This is a genomic window from Streptomyces sp. NPDC041200 (assembly GCF_055591805.1).
Genome location: NZ_JBVIZF010000015.1, coordinates 101,298 through 122,389, shown reverse-complemented (window position 1 = coordinate 122,389; position 21,092 = coordinate 101,298). Strand labels below are relative to the sequence as shown.

The window sequence follows — 21,092 nt, the reverse complement described above, 5'->3', positions numbered from 1 at the left end:
GGGCAGGTACCGTTCGGTAGGAGCGGCCTCACCGCCGCGTCACCACGCGACAGTTGTTCCGTCACGACTGCCGCCTGTACGAGACGGAGTGCCACCGGATGCAGCACGCAGTGGGAGCTCCGCTGCCACCGTCCCACCGGCCGGCGGGGCAGGGCCCCGGGCCGCAGGGCGCAGGCTGGGCCCAGAGCGCGAGCCAACCCCCCGGTCCCCATGCGCACCCCCCGGCCCCGCCCGTACCTCCGGTGCCCACCCCACCGGCGCCGCCCGCGCACCCCGCGGTGCCCATGCAGCCGGTGCCCGTGCCCCCGGTGACGGGCCATCCGCAGCCCGGGCACCCCACCCCGCAGCCGCCCGTCGAGCACCCCGGCTCCACCGGCCACATCCAGCTGCCGCCCGGCGGGCCCGTCCCGCTGCCGCACCCGCCCGCCGACCCGGCCATGGTCGACGCCTCCCACGCCGCCGTCGCGGTGCTGCTCATCGGACCGGCCGGAGCGGGCAAGACCACCGTCGCCCGCTACTGGGCCGACCGCCGCCGGGTGCCCACCGCCCACATCAGCCTCGACGACGTCCGCGAATGGGTCAGGTCGGGCTTCGCCAATCCCCAGTCGGGCTGGAACGAGAACTCCGAGGCGCAGTACCGTCTCGCCCGCCGCACCTGCGGCTTCGCCGCCCGTAACTTCCTGGCCAACGGCATCTCCTGCATCCTCGACGACGCAGTCTTCCCGGACCGTCCCGTCGTCGGCCTCGGCGGCTGGAAGCGGCATGTCGGTCCCGGCCTCCTGCCCGTGGTCGTGCTGCCCGGCCTGGAGATCGTCCTGGAGCGGAACGCGGCCCGCAGCGGCAACCGCCGCCTCAGCGACGAAGAGGTCGCCCGCATCCACGGCCGGATGGCGGGCTGGTACGGCTCGGGGCTGCCGATCATCGACAACTCGACGTACGACGTGGAGACCACCGCCCGCATGCTGGACGAGGTCGTGGCCCGCTCGATCGCGAGCCCGCCCGCCTTCTGAGAGGCCGGGCTCACGAGCCCGGCCTCTGGCGGCGGCTCATCCGGCGGCGCTCAGACGGCCGGGGCGGGCCGGAGTGCGTACGCTCAGGGGCATGTCCCAGGTGTACGCGGACCGACGTGCCCGCCTGCACGACCAGTACGCGGCGGCCGGGAGCGAGGCCGCCCTGGTCTCCCGGCCCGCCAACGTGCGCTATCTGTGCGGTGACGCGCCTCCGGGCGCCACGCTGCTCCTCGGGCCCGTCCAGGACGTCCTGGTGGCGCCCGAGGCGTCCTCGTGGGGGCCGGTGCCGGGGCCGCATCCGGAGGATCTGCGGCTGCTCCTGCTGCCCGGGCCGGACGGCGACCCGGCCGTGGCCGCCGCCGACCTGGCCGCGGCGGACGGCGCCGAGTCGCTGGCCGTCGAGGAGCACGACCTGACCGTGGCCCGCCACCGGGCGGTCGGCACCGCCGCTCCGCGGCTGCGCCTCACCGACCTGGGGCGGACCGTCGAGCAGTTGCGGATCGTCAAGGACGACGAGGAGATCTCCTGCATGCGGATCGCCGGGGAGCTGGCCGACCAGGCCCTCGGCGAGCTGCTGGAATCGATCCTGGTGGGCCGCACCGAGCGGCATCTCGCGCTGGAGCTGGAGCGCAGGCTGGTGGATCACGGGGCGGACGGCCCGGCGTTCCCCACCATCGTCGCCGCGGGGCCGCACGCGGGCCGGTCCGGGCATCTGCCCACCGACCGGCGGGTGGAGGAGGGCGACTTCCTGACCATCTGCCTGGGCGCCGACTACCGCGGGTACCGCTGCCAGGTGGGCCGTACGTTCGTCATCGGCCCCTCGCCCGCGGACTGGCAGGTCGAGCTGTACGACCTCGTCTTCGCCGCTCAGCGGGCCGGCCGGGAGGCGCTGCTGCCGGGCATGGCGTACCGGGACGTGGACCGGGTGACCCGTCAGATACTGGACGCCGCGGGGTACGGGGAGGGGCTGGAGGCACGTACCGGACACGGTGTGGGCCTCGAAATCGACGAGGACCCTCGGCTGTCGCCGTCGGCCATGGGTAAACTGGACGCTTGTGTGCCGGTCACCGTCGAACCGGGGGTCCACCTCCCGGGACGGGGCGGTGTCCGGATCGACGACACGCTCGTCGTTCGCCCCGAGGCGGACGGCGGACCCGAGCTACTCACCATCACGACCAAAGAGCTGCTCGCGCTGTAGTTCTGGCTGACAGGTTTCGACTGCCGGCCGTGGCTGATAAGCGGCGCATCGCGGCTCTCTGGTCTCCACCAGCTGTAGTCCAGGAGATCCCGCAACCGTGGCATCCACGAACGACCTCAAGAACGGCATGGTGCTCAAGCTCGACGGCGGCCAGCTCTGGTCCGTTGTCGAGTTCCAGCACGTCAAGCCCGGCAAGGGCCCTGCTTTCGTGCGCACCAAGCTCAAGAACGTGCTGTCCGGCAAGGTGGTCGACAAGACCTTCAACGCCGGCGTGAAGGTCGAGACGGCCAATGTCGACAAGCGCGGCATGCAGTTCTCGTACAAGGACGGCGACAGCTTCGTGTTCATGGACATGGACACGTTCGACCAGATCTACGTCACCCCCGAGGTCGTCGGCGACAACGCCCGGTATCTGCTCGAGGGGTTCGAGGCGGTCGTGGCGATGTACGAGGGCAACCCTCTGTATGTCGAGCTGCCCGCCGCCGTCGAGCTGGTGATCGAATACACCGAGCCCGGCGTCCAGGGTGACCGCTCCACCGGTGGCTCCAAGCCCGCCAAGCTGGAGACCGGCTACGAGATCGGCGTCCCGCTGTTCATCACCACCGGTGAAAAGATCAAGGTTGACACCCGTTCCGGTGAGTACCTCGGTCGGGTGAACAACTAACCGTGGCTGCCCGCAACAAGGCCCGTAAGCGTGCCTTTCAGATCCTTTTCGAGGCCGACCAGCGTGGCAGCTCCGTGCAGACCGTCCTCGCGGACTGGATTCGGCACGCCCGGACCGACGACCGGCAGCCTCCGGTCAGCGAATACACGATGCAGCTCGTCGAGGGGTACGCGGAGCACACCGCGCGCATCGACGAGCTGATCGCCACCTACGCGGTGGGCTGGACGCTGGACCGGATGCCGGTCGTCGACCGGAACATCCTGCGGCTCGGCGCCTATGAGCTGGTGTGGGAGGACGCGACTCCGGACGCGGTGGTGATCGACGAGGCGGTGCAGCTCGCCAAGGAGTTCTCCACCGACGACTCGCCGTCGTTCGTCAACGGTCTGCTGGGCCGGCTCAAGGAGCTGAAGCCCGGGCTGCGCCGCGACGCGGAGACCGAGGACTCGGAGACCCAGGCCTAGGCCGACCGGTCAGCAGGAGTCAGCACAAAGCCGCCGGGGGCGGTGGAGGCCATACGGCACTTCCACCGCCCCCGGCGGCACGTTTCTGCTGGTGGAGAGGGTGCGAGAGCGCTAGGGGCGCCCGTCACACATCCTCGTGCTGGACCGCGCGGCGCGCGTCGGCGCCCAGCACTCCCCAGCTGATCAGCTGTTCGGTCAGTACGGACGGCGACTGGTCGTAGATCACGGCGAGGGTGCGCAGGTCGTCCTGGCGGATCGACAGCACCTTGCCGTTGTAGTCGCCGCGCTGGCTCTGGATCGTGGCGGCGTACCGCTGGAGCGGGCCCGCCTTCTCGACCGGCACATGGGCCAGCCGCTCCAGGTCCAGCACCAGCTTCGGCGGCGGCTCCGCCGCCCCGGCCGGGCTGGTGCCCGGCAGCAGCTCCTGCACCGGGACGCCGTAGAAGTCGGCCAGTTCGGCGAGACGCTGCACGGTCACGGCGCGGTCGCCGCGCTCGTACGATCCCACCACCACGGCCTTCCACCGGCCCTGGGACTTCTCCTCGACGCCGTGAAGGGAGAGGCCCTGCTGGGTGCGGATGGCGCGGAGCTTGGCCCCGAGCTGTTTGGCGTATTCGCTGGACATAAAGCTCCCCGGACACTGAATCGACGTGCGGCTCCGCCGCGCGGCTGGTAACTCACTGTGAAGGTTACGTAGCGTAATCTCCATTCGTCAAGCCGAATGGAGCGGAGGGGCTCCCGCCAGGGGTGTTGACGAGCGCCCCATGCGCCCCTGCTACTGTGAATGGCGCAAATCCGACGTCCTTTAAGGTCCGTCCCGTGAGGCGGAGAAGGAGGTCCGTTTCATGGACGCCCGAACCTCGGACGCCGCGCGTTCCGTGCTGGAAGCACCGGACATCGCGCGCGTTCTGACCCGCATCGCCCACGAGATCGTCGAGCGCGCCAAGGGCGCCGACGACGTGGTGCTCCTCGGCATCCCGACCCGTGGTGTCTTCCTCGCCCGGCGGCTGGCCGCCCGGCTGGAGGAGATCACCGGCAGGTCGCCCGGTGAGCTTCCGGTCGGCTCGCTCGACATCACGATGTACCGCGACGACCTGCGGCTGCGGCCCGCCCGCGCGCTGGCCCGCACCGAGATCCCCGACGACGGCGTCGACGGCCGCCTGGTCGTCCTCGTCGACGATGTGCTCTTCTCCGGCCGCACCATCCGCGCCGCGCTCGACGCCCTCGGTGACATCGGGCGGCCGCGCGCCGTCCAGCTCGCGGTCCTCGTCGACCGAGGCCACCGGGAGCTGCCGATCCGGGCCGACTACGTCGGCAAGAACCTCCCCACGTCGCTGCGGGAGACGGTCAAGGTCCAGCTCACCGAGGAAGACGGGCGCGACAGCGTGCTCCTCGGCCTGCGCGAGACCACCCCCGCGGACGGAAAGTAGCGCACCGGTACCGACGGCGACGGCTCCCGGCGATCCCGGGTACCCGGCCGCGGTACCACCGGTACGGAGCCCCACGGCCCGGCACCGGATCCGGCGCATGCCCGCCCGCACGCCCGCATCCCTCCTCAACCACGGAGCAACCGGATGAAGCGTCACCTCATCTCGGCCGCCGACCTCTCGCGCGACGACGCCGTCCTGATCCTCGACACCGCCGAGGAGCTGGCCCGGCTCGCCGACCGGCCGATCAAGAAGCTGCCGACCCTGCGCGGCCGCACCGTCGTGAACCTCTTCTTCGAGGACTCGACCCGCACCCGCATCTCCTTCGAGGCGGCCGCCAAGCGGCTGTCCGCCGACGTCATCAACTTCTCCGCCAAGGGCTCCTCGGTCTCCAAGGGCGAGTCCCTGAAGGACACCGCGCTCACGCTGGAGGCGATGGGCGCCGACGCCGTCGTCATCCGGCACCACTCCTCCGGCGCCCCGCACCGGCTGGCCACCTCCGGCTGGATCAACGGCTCGGTCGTCAACGCCGGTGACGGCACCCATGAGCACCCCACCCAGGCGCTGCTCGACGCCTTCACGATGCGCCGTCGGCTGGCCTCCGGGGGCCCCGGCGTGGGCCAGGACCTGGCCGGCCGCCGGATCACCATCGTCGGCGACGTGCTGCACAGCCGGGTCGCCCGCTCCAACGTCCACCTGCTGTCCACCCTCGGCGCCGACGTCACCCTGGTCGCCCCGCCCACGCTCGTCCCCTTCGGCGTCGAGAGCTGGCCCTGTGACGTCTCGTACGACCTGGACGCGGTGGTGGGCAAGTCCGACGCCGTGATGATGCTGCGGGTCCAGCGCGAGCGCATGAACGCCGCCTTCTTCCCCACCGAGCGCGAGTACGCGCGCCGCTACGGCCTGGACGCCGACCGGATGGCCCGGATGCCCGAGCACGCCATCGTCATGCACCCCGGCCCGATGAACCGCGGCATGGAGATCACCGCGGAGGTCGCCGACTCCGACCGCTGCACCGCCGTCGAGCAGGTCACCAACGGCGTCTCGATCCGCATGGCCGTCCTGTACCTGCTGCTCGGCGGCAACGAGCCCGCCGTCGCCGCCGCCCGCACCGAGGAGAACCAGTAACCATGAGCGACACGAACAAGACGCTGCTGCGCGGCGCGAAGGTGCTCGGCGGCGAGCCGCGGGACGTGCTGATCGAGGGCGAGCGCGTCGCCGCCGTCGGCACCGGCCTCGACGCGGACGGCGCCACCGTCATCGACGCCGCCGGGCAGATCCTGCTGCCGGGCCTGGTCGACCTCCACACCCATCTGCGCGAGCCCGGCCGGGAGGACTCCGAGACCGTCCTCACCGGCACCAAGGCCGCCGCGGTCGGCGGCTTCACCGCCGTCCACGCCATGGCCAACACCTTCCCGGTCGCCGACACCGCGGGCGTCGTGGAGCAGGTGTGGCGGCTCGGCAAGGAGTCCGGCTACTGCGATGTGCAGCCCATCGGCGCCGTCACCGTCGGCCTGGAGGGCAAGAAGCTCGCCGAGCTGGGCGCCATGCACGAGTCCGCCGCCGGGGTCCGGGTCTTCTCCGACGACGGCAAGTGCGTCGACGACGCCGTGATCATGCGCCGCGCCCTGGAGTACGTGAAGGCGTTCGACGGCGTCATCGCCCAGCACGCCCAGGAGCCGCGGCTCACCGAGGGTGCCCAGATGAACGAGGGCGTCGTCTCCGCCGAACTGGGCCTGGGCGGCTGGCCGGCCGTCGCCGAGGAGTCGATCATCGCCCGCGACGTACTGCTCGCCGCGCACGTCGGCTCCCGGGTGCACATCTGCCACCTGTCCACCGCGGGCTCCGTCGAGATCGTCCGCTGGGCCAAGTCCAAGGGCTGGAACGTCACCGCCGAGGTCACCCCGCACCACCTGCTGCTCACGGACGAGCTGGTCCGCTCGTACGACCCGGTCTACAAGGTGAACCCGCCGCTGCGCACCGAGGCCGACGTGATGGCGCTGCGCGAGGCGCTGGCCGACGGGACCATCGACTGCGTCGCCACCGACCACGCCCCGCACCCCCACGAGGACAAGGACTGCGAGTGGGGCGCGGCGGCCATGGGCATGGTCGGCCTGGAGACCGCGCTGTCCGTCGTCCAGCACACCATGGTCGACACCGGGCTGCTGGACTGGGCGGGCGTCGCCGACCGGATGGCCGTCCGCCCCTCCGCCATCGGCCGCCTCACCGGCCAGGGCCGTCCCATCGCCGCGGGGGAGCCCGCCAACCTCACCCTGCTGGACTCCGCATACCGTGGTCAGGTGAACCCCGCGGGCTTCGCCTCCCGCAGCCGCAACACCCCCTACGAGGGCCGGGAACTGCCGGGCCGGGTGACGCACACCTTCCTGCGGGGCCGGGCGACGGTCGTGGACGGGAAACTGGCGTGATATCTCTGACCCCTCTGGCAGTGACTCCTCTGATCCCGCTGGCAGCCGAGCAGCGGTCCCAGGACGTCACCGACTGGGCCGCCCGCATCGGCTGGGTCGTCGGCCTGCTGCTCTTCATCGCGCTGGTCTACTGGCTGATGCGCGAGGGCTGGAAGTGGCGCGGCACGCTCCAGGGCGATCTGCCCGACCTGCCCGAGGCCCCGGCCGCACCGGGCCCCGCGAAGCTCACCCTCACCGGCCGCTACCACGGCTCCACCACCGCCGGACAGTGGCTCGACCGCATCGTGGCCCACGGCCTCGGCACCCGCAGCCGCGTCGAGCTGACCCTCACCGACCAGGGCGTGAGCGCCGTACGGCCCGGCGCCCAGGACTTCTTCATCCCGGCCGGAAGCCTCCGCGGCGCCCGGCTCGACAAGGGCATCGCGGGCAAGGTCCTCGCCGAGGGCGGGCTGCTGATCGTCACCTGGCAGCTCGGCGACCGGCAGATCGACTCCGGATTCCGCTCCGACCACGCCGCCGAGCACGCGGCCTGGGTCGAAGCCCTCGGCGTCACCGAAGACGTCAAGGAAGACGTCAAGAACGCAGAGCACAACCAGGAAGGCGCACGATGACGACCTCCAGCAGGGGGGCCCAGACCCCCGCCGTTCTCGTCCTGGAGGACGGCCGCAGCTTCCGTGGCCGCGCCTACGGGGCCGTGGGGGAGACCTTCGGCGAGGCCGTGTTCTCCACGGGGATGACCGGCTACCAGGAGACCCTGACCGACCCGTCCTACCACCGCCAGGTCGTCGTCATGACCGCGCCGCACATCGGCAACACCGGCGTCAACGACGAGGACCCCGAGTCCGGCCGCATCTGGGTCTCCGGCTACGTGGTGCGCGACCCCGCCCGTACGCCGTCCAACTGGCGCTCCCGCCGCTCGCTGGACGACGAGCTGACCGCCCAGGGCGTCGTCGGCATCAGCGGCGTCGACACCCGCGCCCTCACCCGCCACCTGCGCGAGCGCGGCGCCATGCGCGTCGGCATCTTCTCCGGTGAGGCTGTCGCCGACGAGGCCACCCTGCTGGCCCGGGTGCAGGTCGCCCCGCAGATGAAGGGCGCCGACCTGAGCGGCGAGGTGGCGACGAAGGAGACGTACGTCGTCCCCGCGATCGGCACCAAGCGGTTCACCGTCGCCGCCGTCGACCTGGGCATCAAGGGCATGACCCCGCACCGGATGGCCGAGCGCGGCATCGAGGTGCACGTCCTGCCCGCCACCGCCACGGTCGACGACGTCTACGCGGTGAACCCGGACGGCGTGTTCTTCTCCAACGGCCCGGGCGACCCGGCCACCGCCGAGCACCCCGTCGCCCTGATGCGCGCCGTCTTGGAGCGGTCCACCCCGCTGTTCGGCATCTGCTTCGGCAACCAGATCCTCGGCCGCGCCCTCGGCTTCGGCACCTTCAAGCTGAAGTACGGCCACCGTGGCATCAACCAGCCGGTGCAGGACCGCACCACCGGCAAGGTCGAGGTCACCGCGCACAACCACGGCTTCGCCGTCGACGCCCCGCTCGACGCGCCGAGCGACACCCCCTACGGGCGGGCCGAGGTCTCCCACGTCTGCCTCAACGACAACGTGGTCGAGGGGCTGCGCCTGCTCGACCGCCCCGCGTTCAGCGTCCAGTACCACCCCGAAGCCGCCGCGGGCCCGCATGACGCCGGGTACCTGTTCGACCGCTTCGTCACCCTGATGGAGGGCCAGCGTGCCTAAGCGCACCGACATCCAGTCCGTCCTGGTCATCGGCTCCGGCCCGATCGTCATCGGCCAGGCCGCCGAGTTCGATTACTCCGGCACCCAGGCCTGCCGGGTGCTGAAGGCCGAGGGCCTGCGGGTCATCCTGGTCAATTCCAACCCGGCCACGATCATGACCGACCCGGAGATCGCCGACGCCACGTACGTCGAGCCGATCACCCCGGAGTACGTCGAGAAGATCATCGCCAAGGAGCGTCCCGACGCGCTGCTGCCCACCCTCGGTGGCCAGACCGCCCTGAACACCGCCATCTCCCTGGACGAGGCGGGCACCCTCGCCGAGTACGGTGTCGAGCTGATCGGCGCCAACGTCGAGGCGATCCACAAGGGCGAGGACCGCGACCAGTTCAAGGAGGTCGTCAAGGCCGTCAACGCCAAGATCGGCCACGGCGAGTCCGCCCGCTCGTACATCTGCCACTCCATGGACGACGTCCTCGCGGGCGTCGACCACCTCGGCGGCTACCCCGTCGTGGTCCGCCCCTCCTTCACGATGGGCGGCGCCGGTTCCGGCTTCGCCCACGACGAGGACGAGCTGCGCCGTATCGCCGGGCAGGGCCTGACCCTCTCGCCCACCACCGAGGTGCTGCTGGAGGAGTCGATCCTCGGGTGGAAGGAGTACGAGCTGGAGCTGATGCGCGACAAGCACGACAACGTCGTGGTCGTCTGCTCCATCGAGAACTTCGACCCCATGGGCGTGCACACCGGTGACTCGATCACCGTCGCCCCGGCGATGACGCTGACCGACCGCGAGTACCAGGTGCTGCGCGACATCGGCATCGCCGTCATCCGCGAGGTCGGCGTGGACACCGGCGGCTGCAACATCCAGTTCGCGGTCAACCCCGAGGACGGCCGGGTCATCGTCATCGAGATGAACCCGCGCGTCTCCCGCTCCTCCGCGCTGGCCTCCAAGGCCACCGGCTTCCCGATCGCGAAGATCGCTGCCCGGCTGGCCGTCGGCTACACGCTGGACGAGATCCCCAACGACATCACCGAGAAGACCCCGGCGTCCTTCGAGCCCACGCTCGACTACGTCGTGGTCAAGGTGCCGCGGTTCGCCTTCGAGAAGTTCCCGGCCGCCGACGCCCGCCTCACCACCACCATGAAGTCGGTCGGCGAGGCCATGGCCATCGGCCGCAACTTCACCGAGGCGCTGCAGAAGGCGCTGCGGTCGATGGAGAAGAAGGGCAGCCAGTTCGACTTCACCGGCGAGCCCGGCGACAAGGCCGAACTCCTCCAGCAGGCCGTCATCCCGACCGATGGCCGGATCAACACCGTCATGCGGGCCATCCGCGCCGGGGCCACCCCGCAGGAGGTCTTCGACGCCACGAAGATCGACCCCTGGTTCGTGGACCAGCTCTTCCTGATCAAGGAGGTCGCGGACGAGCTGGCGGCCGCCGACAAGCTGGGCCCGGAGCTGCTCGCCGAGGCCAAGCGGCACGGCTTCTCCGACGCCCAGATCGCCGGGATCCGCTCGCTGCGCGAGGACGTGGTCCGCGAGGTGCGGCACGCGCTCGGCGTCCGGCCCGTCTACAAGACGGTCGACACCTGCGCCGCCGAGTTCGCCGCCAAGACCCCGTACTTCTACTCCTCCTACGACGAGGAGACCGAGGTCGCGCCGCGCGAGACCCCGGCCGTGATCATCCTCGGCTCCGGCCCCAACCGCATCGGCCAGGGCATCGAGTTCGACTACTCGTGCGTCCACGCCTCCTTCGCGCTGAGCGCCGCGGGCTACGAGACCGTCATGGTCAACTGCAACCCGGAGACCGTCTCCACCGACTACGACACCTCCGACCGGCTCTACTTCGAGCCGCTCACCCTGGAGGACGTCCTGGAGATCGTCCACGCCGAGCAGCAGGCGGGCCCGGTCGCGGGCGTCATCGTCCAGCTCGGCGGACAGACCCCGCTCGGCCTCGCCCAGGCCCTCAAGGACAACGGCGTGCCCATCGTCGGCACCTCGCCCGAGGCCATCAACCTCGCCGAGGAGCGCGGCGCCTTCGGCCGGGTGCTGACCGAGGCCGGACTGCCCGCCCCCAAGTACGGCACCGCCTTCTCGTTCGAGCAGGCCAAGGGCATCGCCGCCGAGATCGGCTACCCGGTCATGGTCCGCCCGTCCTACGTGCTGGGCGGCCGCGGCATGGAGATCGTCTACGACGAGGCCTCGCTCGCCGCGTACCTGGAGCGCCACGCGGGCCTCATCTCCGAGCACCCGGTGCTCATCGACCGCTTCCTCGACGACGCGATCGAGATCGACGTCGACGCGCTCTACGACGGCCAGGAGCTGTACCTCGGCGGCGTCATGGAGCACATCGAGGAGGCCGGTATCCACTCCGGCGACTCGGCGTGCGCGCTGCCCCCGATCACCCTCGGCGGCTTCGACATCAAGCGGCTGCGCGCCTCCACCGAGGCCATCGCGCGCGGCGTCGGCGTGCGCGGGCTGATCAACATCCAGTTCGCGATGGCCGGGGACATCCTCTACGTCCTGGAGGCGAACCCGCGCGCCTCCCGTACGGTCCCCTTCACCTCCAAGGCCACCGCCGTACCGCTGGCCAAGGCCGCCGCCCGGATCTCGCTGGGCGCGACCGTCGCCGAACTGCGCGCCGAGGGCCTGCTGCCCGCGACCGGCGACGGCGGCACCCTGCCGCTGGACGCGCCGATCTCCGTCAAGGAGGCCGTCATGCCCTGGTCGCGGTTCCGCGACGCCTCGGGGCGCGGCGTGGACACCATCCTCGGCCCGGAGATGCGCTCGACTGGCGAGGTCATGGGCATCGACTCGGTCTTCGGCGCGGCGTACGCCAAGTCGCAGGCCGGGGCGTACGGGGCGCTGCCCACCAAGGGGCGCGCCTTCGTCTCCGTCGCCAACCGCGACAAGCGCTCGATGATCTTCCCGGCCCGGGAGCTGGTCGCCCTCGGGTTCGAGCTGATGGCCACCTCGGGCACGGCGGAGGTGCTCAAGCGCAACGGCATCAACGCCACCGTCGTCCGGAAGCAGAGCGAGGGGGAGGGGCCGGACGGTACGAAGACCATCGTCCAGCTCATCCACGACGGCCAGGTCGACCTGATCGTCAACACCCCGTACGGCACCGGCGGCCGCCTCGACGGCTACGACATCCGTACGGCGGCCGTCGCCCGCGGCGTCCCGTGCCTGACCACGGTCCAGGCCCTCGCCGCCGCCGTCCAGGGCATCGAGACGCTCGGCCGGGGCTCGGTCGGCGTCCGGTCGCTCCAGGAACACGCGGAACATCTGACGTCCGCCCGCGAGGAGTGAGACGAGGGAGGGGGACACCGGCCGGTGTCCCCCTCTTCGCGAGCCTGTCCGTCTTCGCGAGCCCGTCCGTCTTCGCGAGCCCCTCCGTCTCGCCGCCCTTCTCGCCGCGCGCAGAAAGCTCCCCATGTACTCGCTGCTCTTCAACCTGATCTTCCGGCGCATGGACCCGGAGAAGGCCCACCACCTGGCCTTCGGCTGGATCCGGCTGGCCGCCCGCGTCCCCGTCCTGCGCACTTTCCTCGCGGCCCTCCTCGCCCCCCGGGACAAGGCGCTGCGCACCGAGGCGCTGGGCCTGCGGATGCACGGGCCGTTCGGGCTCGCCGCCGGGTTCGACAAGAACGCCACCGGGATCGACGGCATGGCCATGCTCGGCTTCGACCATGTCGAGATCGGCACCGTCACCGGTCAGCCGCAGCCCGGCAACCCCAAGAAGCGGCTCTTCCGGCTGGTCGGCGACCGTGCGCTGATCAACCGCATGGGCTTCAACAACGAGGGCTCGGCCGCCGTCGCCGCCCGTCTCGCGGCCCGCCGCGCCGCCTTCCGTACGACGGTCGGCGTCAACATCGGCAAGACCAAGGTCGTCCCGGAGGCGGAAGCGGTCGCCGACTACGTGACCTCGACCGAGCGACTGGCCGCCTTCGCGGATTACCTCGTCGTCAACGTCTCCTCGCCCAACACCCCCGGACTGCGGAACCTCCAGGCCGTCGATCAGCTGCGGCCGCTGCTGACCGCGGTCCGCGAGGCCGCCGACCGGACCGTGACCGGGCGCCGGGTGCCGCTGCTGGTAAAGATCGCGCCAGATCTCGCCGACGCGGACGTGGACGCGGTCGCCGACCTCGCGGTCGAACTCGGGCTGGACGGGATCATCGCGACGAACACGACCATCGCGCGGGACGGGCTCGGTCTGACGTCCCCCGCGCAGGTCACCGCCGAGACCGGCGGGCTGTCCGGCGCCCCCTTGAGGGCCCGCTCGCTGGAGGTGCTGCGGCGGCTGCACGCGCGGGTGGGGGACCGGCTCACGCTCGTGGGGGTGGGCGGGATCGAGACGGCCGATGACGCGTGGGAGCGGATCCTCGCGGGGGCGACGCTGGTGCAGGGCTATAGCGCGTTCGTCTACCGCGGGCCGTTCTGGGCCCGCGGGATCCATCGCGGCTTGGCCGCCCGCCTCGCCGCCTCGCCGTACGAGACGTTGGCCGAAGCGGTGGGGGCCGAGGCCGGGGCGTAACGCCTGCGGCGCCTTGTTCCCCACCCCGCCCCTTCCCGAACCGGGGGCAAGCCCCCGGGCCCCCGCCGGGGCTCCGCCCCGGACCCGGCTGGGGCTCCGCCCCAGACCCCGCTCCTCAATCGCCGGAGGGGCTGGGTTGTACGCCCGGAGGGGCTGGGGGTGGGGCATCTTGCCCCGGGCCGCTGCCGGTAGCCGCACATCTTCGAGGAGAGAACCATGACCACCCCCACCCCCTTCGGGACACGCCTGCGCCAGGCCATGGACGAGCGCGGTCCGCTGTGCGTCGGCATCGATCCGCATGCCTCCCTGCTCGCCGACTGGGGGCTCGGGGACGACGTGGCGGGGCTGGAGCGGTTCACGCGGACCGTGGTGGACGCGCTCGCCGGGCGCGTCGCCGTGCTCAAGCCGCAGTCGGCCTTCTTCGAGCGCTTCGGGTCGCGCGGCATCGCCGTGCTGGAGCGGGCCGTGGCGGACGCGCGGGACGCCGGGGCGCTGGTGCTGATGGACGCCAAGCGTGGCGACATCGGGTCCACGATGGCCGCGTACGCCGCCGCCTACCTCGACCCCACCAGCCCGCTGTTCTCGGACGCGGTCACCGTCAGTCCCTACCTGGGCTTCGGCTCGCTGCGGCCCGCGCTGGACGCCGCGCGGGCGAGCGGGGCGGGGGTGTTCGTACTGGCGCTGACGTCCAACCCGGAGGGCGCCGAGGTGCAGCACGCGGCGCGGCCGGACGGGACGACCGTCGCCGCGTCCGTGCTGGCCCACCTCGCGGCGGAGAACGCCGAGGAGGCGGGGCGGGGCGCGCTCGGCTCGTACGGGGCGGTCGTCGGGGCGACCCTGGGCGGCACCGCGGAGCGGATCGGGGCGGATCTGGCGATCGGCGGGCCGCTGCTGGCGCCCGGCATCGGCGCCCAGGGCGCGACCCCGGCGGACCTCCCGGCGGTGTTCGGCGCGGCGGTCCGTAACGTCGTTCCGAGCGTCAGTCGCGGGGTCCTGAAGCACGGACCGGATGCCTCCGCGCTGGTCGAAGCGGCGGCCCGAATGGCTGATGACGTGCGTGCCGTGGCTGAATAACCGAGCTATTTTGTCCGTGAATGTCCCAGTCGAGCGAGTCTGACCAGGACTTTTCGTCTGTTCTCGCTGACTGGAGCGGGATCGGCCGCTAGTCTCCGACGAGAGCGAACGCGCTGTTGCGTTGCGCGTTGCTCCGCAGGTGAGGGCCGACTAGGTTCCTCACCGGTCCATATCCGACAGTTCGACATCCGAGGTGACGTAGGCGTGGCTCTTCCGCCCCTTACCCCTGAACAGCGCGCAGCCGCGCTCGAAAAGGCCGCCGCGGCTCGCCGGGAGCGCGCCGAGGTCAAGAATCGGCTCAAGCACTCCGGCGCGTCTCTGCACGAGGTCATCAAGCAGGGCCAGGAGAACGATGTCATCGGCAAGATGAAGGTCTCCGCCCTCCTGGAGTCCCTGCCGGGCGTCGGCAAGGTCCGCGCCAAGCAGATCATGGAGCGGCTCGGCATCTCCGAAAGCCGTCGTGTGCGCGGGCTCGGCTCCAACCAGATCGCATCCCTCGAGCGTGAGTTCGGCGGCGCCGCCGGCTGACGTTTTCCGGCACCGCCGGGAACCTGGATAATCTGCTGCATGGCAGCACATCCAGTACGTCCGCGGCTGACCGTGCTCTCCGGCCCCTCCGGGGTCGGTAAGAGCACGGTCGTCGCGCATATGCGCAAAGCACACCCCCAGGTCTGGCTCTCGGTCTCCGCCACGACTCGTAAGCCCCGCCCCGGTGAGCGGCACGGTGTCCAGTACTTCTTCGTGGACGACGGAGAGTTCGACAAGCTCATCGCCAACGGTGAGCTGCTGGAGTGGGCCGAGTTCGCCGGTAACCGCTACGGCACCCCCCGCGAGGCGGTCATCGACCGGCTCGACGCGGGAGAGCCGGTGCTGCTGGAGATCGACCTGCAGGGCGCGCGGCAGATCCGCGAGTCCATGCCGGAGGCCCAGCTGGTCTTCCTCGCCCCGCCCAGCTGGGAGGAGCTGGTCCGCCGGCTCACCGGCCGGGGGACCGAGGCGCCCGAGGTCATCGAGCGCCGGCTGGAGGCGGCCCGGATCGAACTGGCCGCCGAATCCGAGTTCGATACCACCCTGGTCAACACCTCCGTCGAGGGCGTGGCGGCTGAGCTGCTAGCCTTGATGCGAGTGGCTTGATCTTCAATTCATTCTTGCCATGAGGCGTAATAAGGAAGGCTAGAGAGTGTCCTCTCCCATGACCGCGCCCGAGGGCATCATCAACCCTCCGATTGATGAGCTGCTCGAGGCGACCGACTCGAAGTACAGCCTCGTGATCTACGCGGCCAAGCGCGCGCGTCAGATCAACGCGTACTACTCGCAGCTCGGTGAGGGTCTGCTCGAGTACGTCGGCCCCCTGGTGGACACCCACGTCCACGAGAAGCCCCTGTCGATCGCGCTCCGCGAGATCAACGCGGGTCTGCTGACCTCCGAGGCCATCGAGGGCCCGGCTCAGTAAGGTCCAGATCGCTCATCACCGGCCCGGCGGCCTCGCTGCCGGGCTCGTGGTGTGTCATGGGTACGTATACGTTTCGCGTAAACGGCGGGGAAGAGGCGAGCGATGGCCAAGGCGGACACACCCCGGGTCGTACTGGGGGTCAGCGGCGGGATCGCCGCCTACAAGGCGTGTGAGCTGCTGCGACGGCTGACGGAGTCCGGGCACGAGGTACGCGTCGTGCCGACCGCGTCGGCGTTGCACTTCGTCGGCGAGGCGACCTGGTCGGCGCTCTCCGGGCATCCGGCGGGCACCGAGGTGTGGGAGTCCGTCCACGAGGTGCCGCATGTGCGCATCGGCCAGTCCGCGGACCTGGTCGTGGTCGCCCCGGCCACCGCCGACCTGCTCGCCAAGGCCGCCCATGGCCTCGCCGACGACCTGCTCACCAATACGCTGCTCACCGCGCGATGTCCGGTCGTCTTCGCGCCCGCCATGCACACCGAGATGTGGGAGCACCCCGCGACCCAGGAGAACGTGGCGACCCTGCGCCGCCGCGGCGCCGTGGTCATCGAGCCCGCCGTCGGGCGGCTGACCGGTGTGGACACCGGCAAGGGGCGGCTGCCGGACCCCCAGGAGATCTTCGAGGTCTGCCGCCGGGTGCTGACCCGCGGGCCCGAGGCGGCCCGCCCGGATCTGGCCGGACGCCATGTGGTGATCAGCGCCGGAGGCACCCGCGAGCCGCTGGACCCGGTGCGCTACCTGGGCAACCGCTCCACCGGCAAGCAGGGGTACGCGCTGGCCCGCTCCGCCGTGGCCCGGGGTGCCAGGGTGACTCTTGTCTCGGCCAACAGCGAGCTGCCCGACCCGGCCGGTGCCGATGTGGTGCGGGTGGGGACCGCGGTCCAGCTGCGGGAGGCGGTCCTGAAGGCCGCCGCGGACGCCGACGCCGTCGTGATGGCCGCAGCGGTCGCCGACTTCCGGCCCGCCCACTACGCCCCGGGAAAGATCAAGAAGCGGGACGGGCGGGAACCCGAACCGGTCGTTCTGGTGCGCAATCCGGATGTTCTGGCGGAAATCTCCGCCGAGCGTGCCCGCCCCGGGCAGGTCGTCGTCGGTTTCGCGGCCGAGACCGACGACGTTCTGGTGAACGGCCGGGCGAAGCTCGCCCGCAAGCGCTGCGATCTGCTCGTGGTGAACGAGGTGGGGGAGCACAAGACCTTCGGCTCGGAGGAGAACGAGGCCGTGGTGCTCGGGGCGGACGGCACCGAGACGCCCGTTCCGTACGGCCCGAAGGAGGTCCTGGCCGACACGGTCTGGGATCTGGTGGCGGCCCGTTTGGGCTGAGTCCTCGGGTCTCCGGCGGCCCTCTTCGCATCATCTTCACAGGACATTCGCGTGACCTTTCGCCCTACGTGGGTAGGCATTGCCGCCACCGTGGGTTGATCGGGGCGGGAGCGCCCGTTCGGGCCATGACAGCTTTCTGTCATGGAGGCCTTGCTGTATTTCAGCTCGAGGCGAGGTATGTTCCAGGTCAGGCCAGCTCGTCCTGTGAGACGGGGATGCTCGACCGGCGGGATCGCCGGATAAACTGGCCCAGGAACCGCATCGGGCGCAGCCCCCGGGCGGTCCCGCCCATGATCAGCCAGCAGCCGCTGCAACCCCAGGGAGCGATGTGTCCCGCCGCCTGTTCACCTCGGAATCCGTGACCGAGGGTCACCCCGACAAGATCGCTGACCAGATCAGCGACTCCATCCTCGACGCGCTCCTCAAGGAGGACCCGACCTCCCGGGTCGCCGTCGAGACCCTGATCACCACCGGCCTGGTCCACGTGGCCGGTGAGGTGACCACCAAGGCGTACGCCGATATCGCGTCGCTCGTCCGCAACAAGGTCCTCGACATCGGCTACGACTCGTCGAAGAAGGGCTTCGACGGCGCCTCCTGCGGCGTCTCGGTGTCCATCGGCTCGCAGTCCCCCGACATCGCCCAGGGCGTCGACTCCGCCTACGAGCTGCGGGTCGAGGGCGACGAGGACGAGCTGGACAAGCAGGGCGCGGGCGACCAGGGCCTGATGTTCGGCTACGCGTGCGACGAGACGCCCGAGCTGATGCCGCTGCCGATCAACCTGGCGCACCGGCTCTCCCGCCGGCTGTCCGAGGTGCGGAAGAACGGGACCATCCCGTACCTGCGCCCGGACGGCAAGACCCAGGTCACCATCGAGTACGACGGCCACAAGGCGGTCCGCCTGGACACCGTCGTCGTCTCCTCGCAGCACGCCTCGGACATCGACCTGGACTCGCTGCTCGCTCCCGACATCAAGGAGTTCGTGGTCGAGCACGTCCTGAACGAGCTGGTCGAGGACGGCATCAAGCTCGACACGGACGGTTACCGGCTGCTGGTCAACCCGACCGGCCGCTTCGAGATCGGCGGCCCGATGGGTGACGCGGGCCTCACCGGCCGCAAGATCATCATCGACACCTACGGCGGCATGTCCCGCCACGGTGGCGGCGCCTTCTCCGGCAAGGACCCGTCCAAGGTCGACCGCTCCGCCGCGTACGCGATGCGCTGGGTCGCCAAGAACGTCGTCGCCGCGGGCCTCGCCCAGCGCTGCGAGGTCCAGGTCGCCTACGCCATCGGCAAGGCCGAGCCGGTCGGTCTCTTCGTCGAGACCTTCGGCACCGCCACGATCGACGCCGAGAAGATCGAGAAGGCCATCTCCGAGGTCTTCGACCTGCGCCCGGCCGCGATCATCCGCGACCTCGATCTGCTCCGCCCGATCTACGCCCAGACGGCGGCCTACGGCCACTTCGGCCGCGAGGACTCCGACTTCACCTGGGAGCGCACCGACCGCGTCGACGCCCTCCGCGCGGCGGCCGGTCTGTAAGGACCTGGCCGGTACGGCTTGAGGAAAGGCCCGGACGCCCCCGCGGCGTCCGGGCCTCCGCATGTCCGAGGCCTCTGCTAAGACTTGATCTGTGAGCAGGGACGACGAGCAGCGCGAGACCCCGGCGGAGGAGCCGCAGGGAGGTGAGCAGCTCGCGCTCATCCGGGACAGCGTGCGCAAGGCCAAGGTGCCCCGGGCCAAGCCGCGCACCTGGCGCGGAGCGGCGCTGGCCAAGGAGCTTCCGGTGGCCAAGGTGCTCGTGGACAAGGGGCCGGTCCACCTCGACAAGCTGTGGGACTACGCGGTTCCGGCCGAGATGGACGCCGAGGCCCGGCCCGGGGTACGGGTGCGGGTGCGGTTCGGGGCCGGGACGGGGAGGGTGCGCGAGGGGCGGCGCGAGGGCGGCGGGCTGCTCGACGGGTACGTCGTCGAGCGGGTCGCCGAGTCCGACTACCGCGGGCCGCTGGCCGCCATCGCCCAGGTCGTCTCGCCCGAGCCGGTGCTCGGGCCGGGGCTGCTCGCGCTGTGCCGGGCCGTCGCCGACCGGTACGCCGGATCGCTGGCCGACGTCCTGCAGCTGGCCATGCCCAAGCGCCACGTCCGCGCCGAGTCCGAGACCTCCCCGCCGCCGCTGCCCCCGCCCGGACCGCCCGCGCCCGGCAGCTGGCAGCGCTATCCGGCCGGGCCCGGATTCCTGGACGCGCTCGCGGGCGGCGGCACGCCCCGGGCCGTATGGACCGCGCTGCCCGGGCCGCACTGGCCGGACGAGTGGGCCGCCGCGGTCGCCGCCACGCTCTCGTCCGGGCGCGGCGCGCTCGTCGTCGTACCGGACGGCCGCACCGCCGCCCGGGTCGACGCGGCGCTCGCCCGGGCGCTCGGCGGCGCGGGGCGGCATGTGCTGCTGACGGCGGATCTCGGGCCCGAGGAGCGCTACCGGCGGTGGCTGGCGGTCAGCCGCGGGTCGGTGCGGGCCGTCGTCGGCACCCGGGCGGCCATGTTCGCGCCGGTCCGCGACCTCGGCCTGGTGGGCATCTGGGACGACGGCGACCACAGCCACAGCGACGACCACGCCCCGCAGCCGCACGCCCGCGACGTCCTGCTGCTGCGCGCCGTCCACGAGAAGACGGGCTTCCTGCTGGGCGACCTCGGACGCACCGTGGAAGCCGCCCAGCTGGTGGAGAACGGCTGGGCCCGGGCCCTGGAGGCCGACCGCGAGCAGGTCCGCGCGGCGGCCCCGCTGATCCGTACCGTCGACGAGGGCGAGGTGGCCCGGGACACCGAGGCCCGCGCCGCCCGGCTGCCGACCCTCGCCTGGCAGACCGTACGGGAGGCGCTGACCCGGGGCCCGGTACTGGTGCAGGTGCCGCGCCGGGGCTACGTACCCCGGCTGGCCTGTGAGCGCTGCCGCGAGCCCGCCCGCTGCCGGCACTGCTCGGGCCCCCTGGAGGCGCGTGACGCGGACCGGCTGGCCTGCGGCTGGTGCGGGCGGGCCGAGACCGCCTGGCACTGCGCCGAGTGCGGGGGCTTCCGGCTGCGGGCGAGCATCGTCGGCGCCCGGCGCACCGCGGAGGAGCTGGGCCGCGCCTTCCCCGCCGTGCCGGTCCGTACCTCGGGCCGGGACCACGTCCTGGACACCGTGCCGGACCGCCCGTCGCTCGTCGTCAGCACCCCCGGTGCCGAACCGGTCGCCGAGGGCGGCTACGCGGCCGCCCTGCTGCTCGACGGCTGGGCCCTGCTCGGCCGCCCCGACCTGCGCGCGGGCGAGGACGCGCTGCGCCGCTGGCTGGACGCGGCCGCGCTGGTGCGGGGGCATGAGGACGGCGGGCTCGTCGTGGTGACCGCCGAACCGACACAGCGGCCCGTCCAGGCGCTGGTCCGCTGGGACCCCGCCGGTTACGCGGCGCGCGAACTCGCCGAGCGGTCGCAGCTGGGCTTCCCGCCGGTCTCCCGGATGGCGGCGGTGGCCGGGCCCGCGGAGGCGGTGGCCGAGCTGATCGCGTCGGCGCCGCTGCCGGAGGGGACGGAGACCCTGGGGCCGGTCCCGCTGTCCCCCACCCCGCCGGGCCGCCCGCGCCGCCCCGGCGATCCGCCGCCCGGAGCGCAGTGGGAGCGCGCCCTGCTGCGGGTGCCCCCGGGCCAGGGCCGTGCCCTGGCGGCGGCCGTCAAGGAGGCCAAGGCGCTACGGCTGGCCCGCGGCGACAGGGACCCGACGGTCCGGGTGGACCCGCTGGACATCGGCTGAGCGT

Annotated in this window: 19 protein-coding genes; 18 read left to right on the top strand and 1 reads right to left on the bottom strand. The window is 71.8% G+C overall.

The genetic code is table 11. The annotated features are described in order from the left end of the window. The first annotated feature begins 98 nt into the window (after window positions 1–98). The 4 genes from ACZ6CL_RS28275 to nusB all read left to right on the top strand — a co-directional run bounded on the left by ACZ6CL_RS28275 (window position 99) and on the right by nusB (window position 3,333). The gene (locus ACZ6CL_RS28275; RefSeq protein ID WP_468940351.1) at window positions 99–1,010 is read left to right on the top strand and encodes a Pro-rich N-terminal domain-containing protein; all 912 of its coding nucleotides are present in this window, start codon (window positions 99–101) and stop codon (window positions 1,008–1,010) included. A 91-nt stretch (window positions 1,011–1,101) separates the two neighbouring features. Then, window positions 1,102–2,208, top strand: a complete 1,107-nt coding sequence (locus tag ACZ6CL_RS28270) for a M24 family metallopeptidase (RefSeq protein ID WP_468940348.1) — start codon at window positions 1,102–1,104, stop codon at window positions 2,206–2,208. A 97-nt stretch (window positions 2,209–2,305) separates the two neighbouring features. Further along, entirely contained in the window at window positions 2,306–2,872 is a 567-nt protein-coding gene (gene efp, locus ACZ6CL_RS28265; protein ID WP_468940346.1) for an elongation factor P, read from the top strand. A 2-nt stretch (window positions 2,873–2,874) separates the two neighbouring features. Then, window positions 2,875–3,333, top strand: coding sequence for a transcription antitermination factor NusB (gene nusB, locus ACZ6CL_RS28260; protein WP_468940343.1), 459 nt, complete (start codon window positions 2,875–2,877; stop codon window positions 3,331–3,333). Window positions 3,334–3,457: 124 nt separating this feature from the next. On the opposite strand, the gene bldD is transcribed toward nusB, so the two are convergent. Continuing rightward, the gene (bldD, locus tag ACZ6CL_RS28255) at window positions 3,458–3,958 is read right to left on the bottom strand and encodes a transcriptional regulator BldD (protein ID WP_014056259.1); all 501 of its coding nucleotides are present in this window, start codon (window positions 3,956–3,958) and stop codon (window positions 3,458–3,460) included. Window positions 3,959–4,178: 220 nt separating this feature from the next. Between bldD and pyrR the strand changes: the two genes are divergently transcribed. The 14 genes from pyrR to ACZ6CL_RS28185 all read left to right on the top strand — a co-directional run bounded on the left by pyrR (window position 4,179) and on the right by ACZ6CL_RS28185 (window position 21,088). Then, complete coding sequence (gene pyrR / locus ACZ6CL_RS28250; RefSeq protein WP_385444573.1) at window positions 4,179–4,763, top strand: bifunctional pyr operon transcriptional regulator/uracil phosphoribosyltransferase PyrR; 585 nt, start codon at window positions 4,179–4,181, stop codon at window positions 4,761–4,763. A 144-nt stretch (window positions 4,764–4,907) separates the two neighbouring features. Then, window positions 4,908–5,888, top strand: coding sequence for an aspartate carbamoyltransferase catalytic subunit (locus ACZ6CL_RS28245; RefSeq protein WP_468940341.1), 981 nt, complete (start codon window positions 4,908–4,910; stop codon window positions 5,886–5,888). Between the two features lie 2 nt (window positions 5,889–5,890). Continuing rightward, window positions 5,891–7,186, top strand: a complete 1,296-nt coding sequence (locus ACZ6CL_RS28240) for a dihydroorotase (RefSeq protein WP_468940339.1) — start codon at window positions 5,891–5,893, stop codon at window positions 7,184–7,186. A 20-nt stretch (window positions 7,187–7,206) separates the two neighbouring features. Continuing rightward, window positions 7,207–7,797, top strand: a complete 591-nt coding sequence (locus tag ACZ6CL_RS28235) for a PH-like domain-containing protein (RefSeq protein WP_468940337.1) — start codon at window positions 7,207–7,209, stop codon at window positions 7,795–7,797. After that, entirely contained in the window at window positions 7,794–8,933 is a 1,140-nt protein-coding gene (carA, locus tag ACZ6CL_RS28230) for a glutamine-hydrolyzing carbamoyl-phosphate synthase small subunit (protein WP_468940334.1), read from the top strand. The genes ACZ6CL_RS28235 and carA overlap by 4 nt, the downstream gene beginning before the upstream one ends. Further along, a complete protein-coding gene (carB, locus tag ACZ6CL_RS28225) occupies window positions 8,926–12,237 on the top strand; it encodes a carbamoyl-phosphate synthase large subunit (protein ID WP_468940331.1) in 3,312 nt (1,103 codons plus the stop codon). Before carA ends, carB begins: the two co-directional genes overlap by 8 nt. Window positions 12,238–12,361: 124 nt before the next feature. Then, on the top strand, window positions 12,362–13,462 hold the full coding sequence (locus ACZ6CL_RS28220; protein ID WP_468940328.1) for a quinone-dependent dihydroorotate dehydrogenase: 1,101 nt from the start codon (window positions 12,362–12,364) through the stop codon (window positions 13,460–13,462). A 216-nt stretch (window positions 13,463–13,678) separates the two neighbouring features. Then, window positions 13,679–14,536, top strand: coding sequence for an orotidine-5'-phosphate decarboxylase (pyrF, locus tag ACZ6CL_RS28215; protein ID WP_468940326.1), 858 nt, complete (start codon window positions 13,679–13,681; stop codon window positions 14,534–14,536). A gap of 204 nt (window positions 14,537–14,740) precedes the next feature. Further along, window positions 14,741–15,064: an integration host factor gene (locus ACZ6CL_RS28210; RefSeq protein ID WP_009713618.1), complete on the top strand. Its 324-nt coding sequence runs from the start codon at window positions 14,741–14,743 to the stop codon at window positions 15,062–15,064. Between the two features lie 39 nt (window positions 15,065–15,103). Then, window positions 15,104–15,670, top strand: coding sequence for a guanylate kinase (gene gmk / locus ACZ6CL_RS28205; protein WP_468940323.1), 567 nt, complete (start codon window positions 15,104–15,106; stop codon window positions 15,668–15,670). 58 nt (window positions 15,671–15,728) lie between these two features. Then, window positions 15,729–15,989 carry a DNA-directed RNA polymerase subunit omega gene (gene rpoZ, locus ACZ6CL_RS28200; protein ID WP_020867048.1) on the top strand — a complete coding sequence of 87 codons (261 nt, stop codon included), beginning with the start codon at window positions 15,729–15,731 and terminating at the stop codon, window positions 15,987–15,989. Window positions 15,990–16,091: 102 nt separating this feature from the next. Further along, entirely contained in the window at window positions 16,092–17,309 is a 1,218-nt protein-coding gene (gene coaBC / locus ACZ6CL_RS28195; protein ID WP_468940321.1) for a bifunctional phosphopantothenoylcysteine decarboxylase/phosphopantothenate--cysteine ligase CoaBC, read from the top strand. Window positions 17,310–17,637: 328 nt separating this feature from the next. Further along, window positions 17,638–18,846, top strand: a complete 1,209-nt coding sequence (metK, locus tag ACZ6CL_RS28190) for a methionine adenosyltransferase (protein WP_468940318.1) — start codon at window positions 17,638–17,640, stop codon at window positions 18,844–18,846. A 91-nt stretch (window positions 18,847–18,937) separates the two neighbouring features. Further along, window positions 18,938–21,088: a primosomal protein N' gene (locus tag ACZ6CL_RS28185; protein ID WP_468940315.1), complete on the top strand. Its 2,151-nt coding sequence runs from the start codon at window positions 18,938–18,940 to the stop codon at window positions 21,086–21,088. Window positions 21,089–21,092 lie beyond the last annotated feature (4 nt).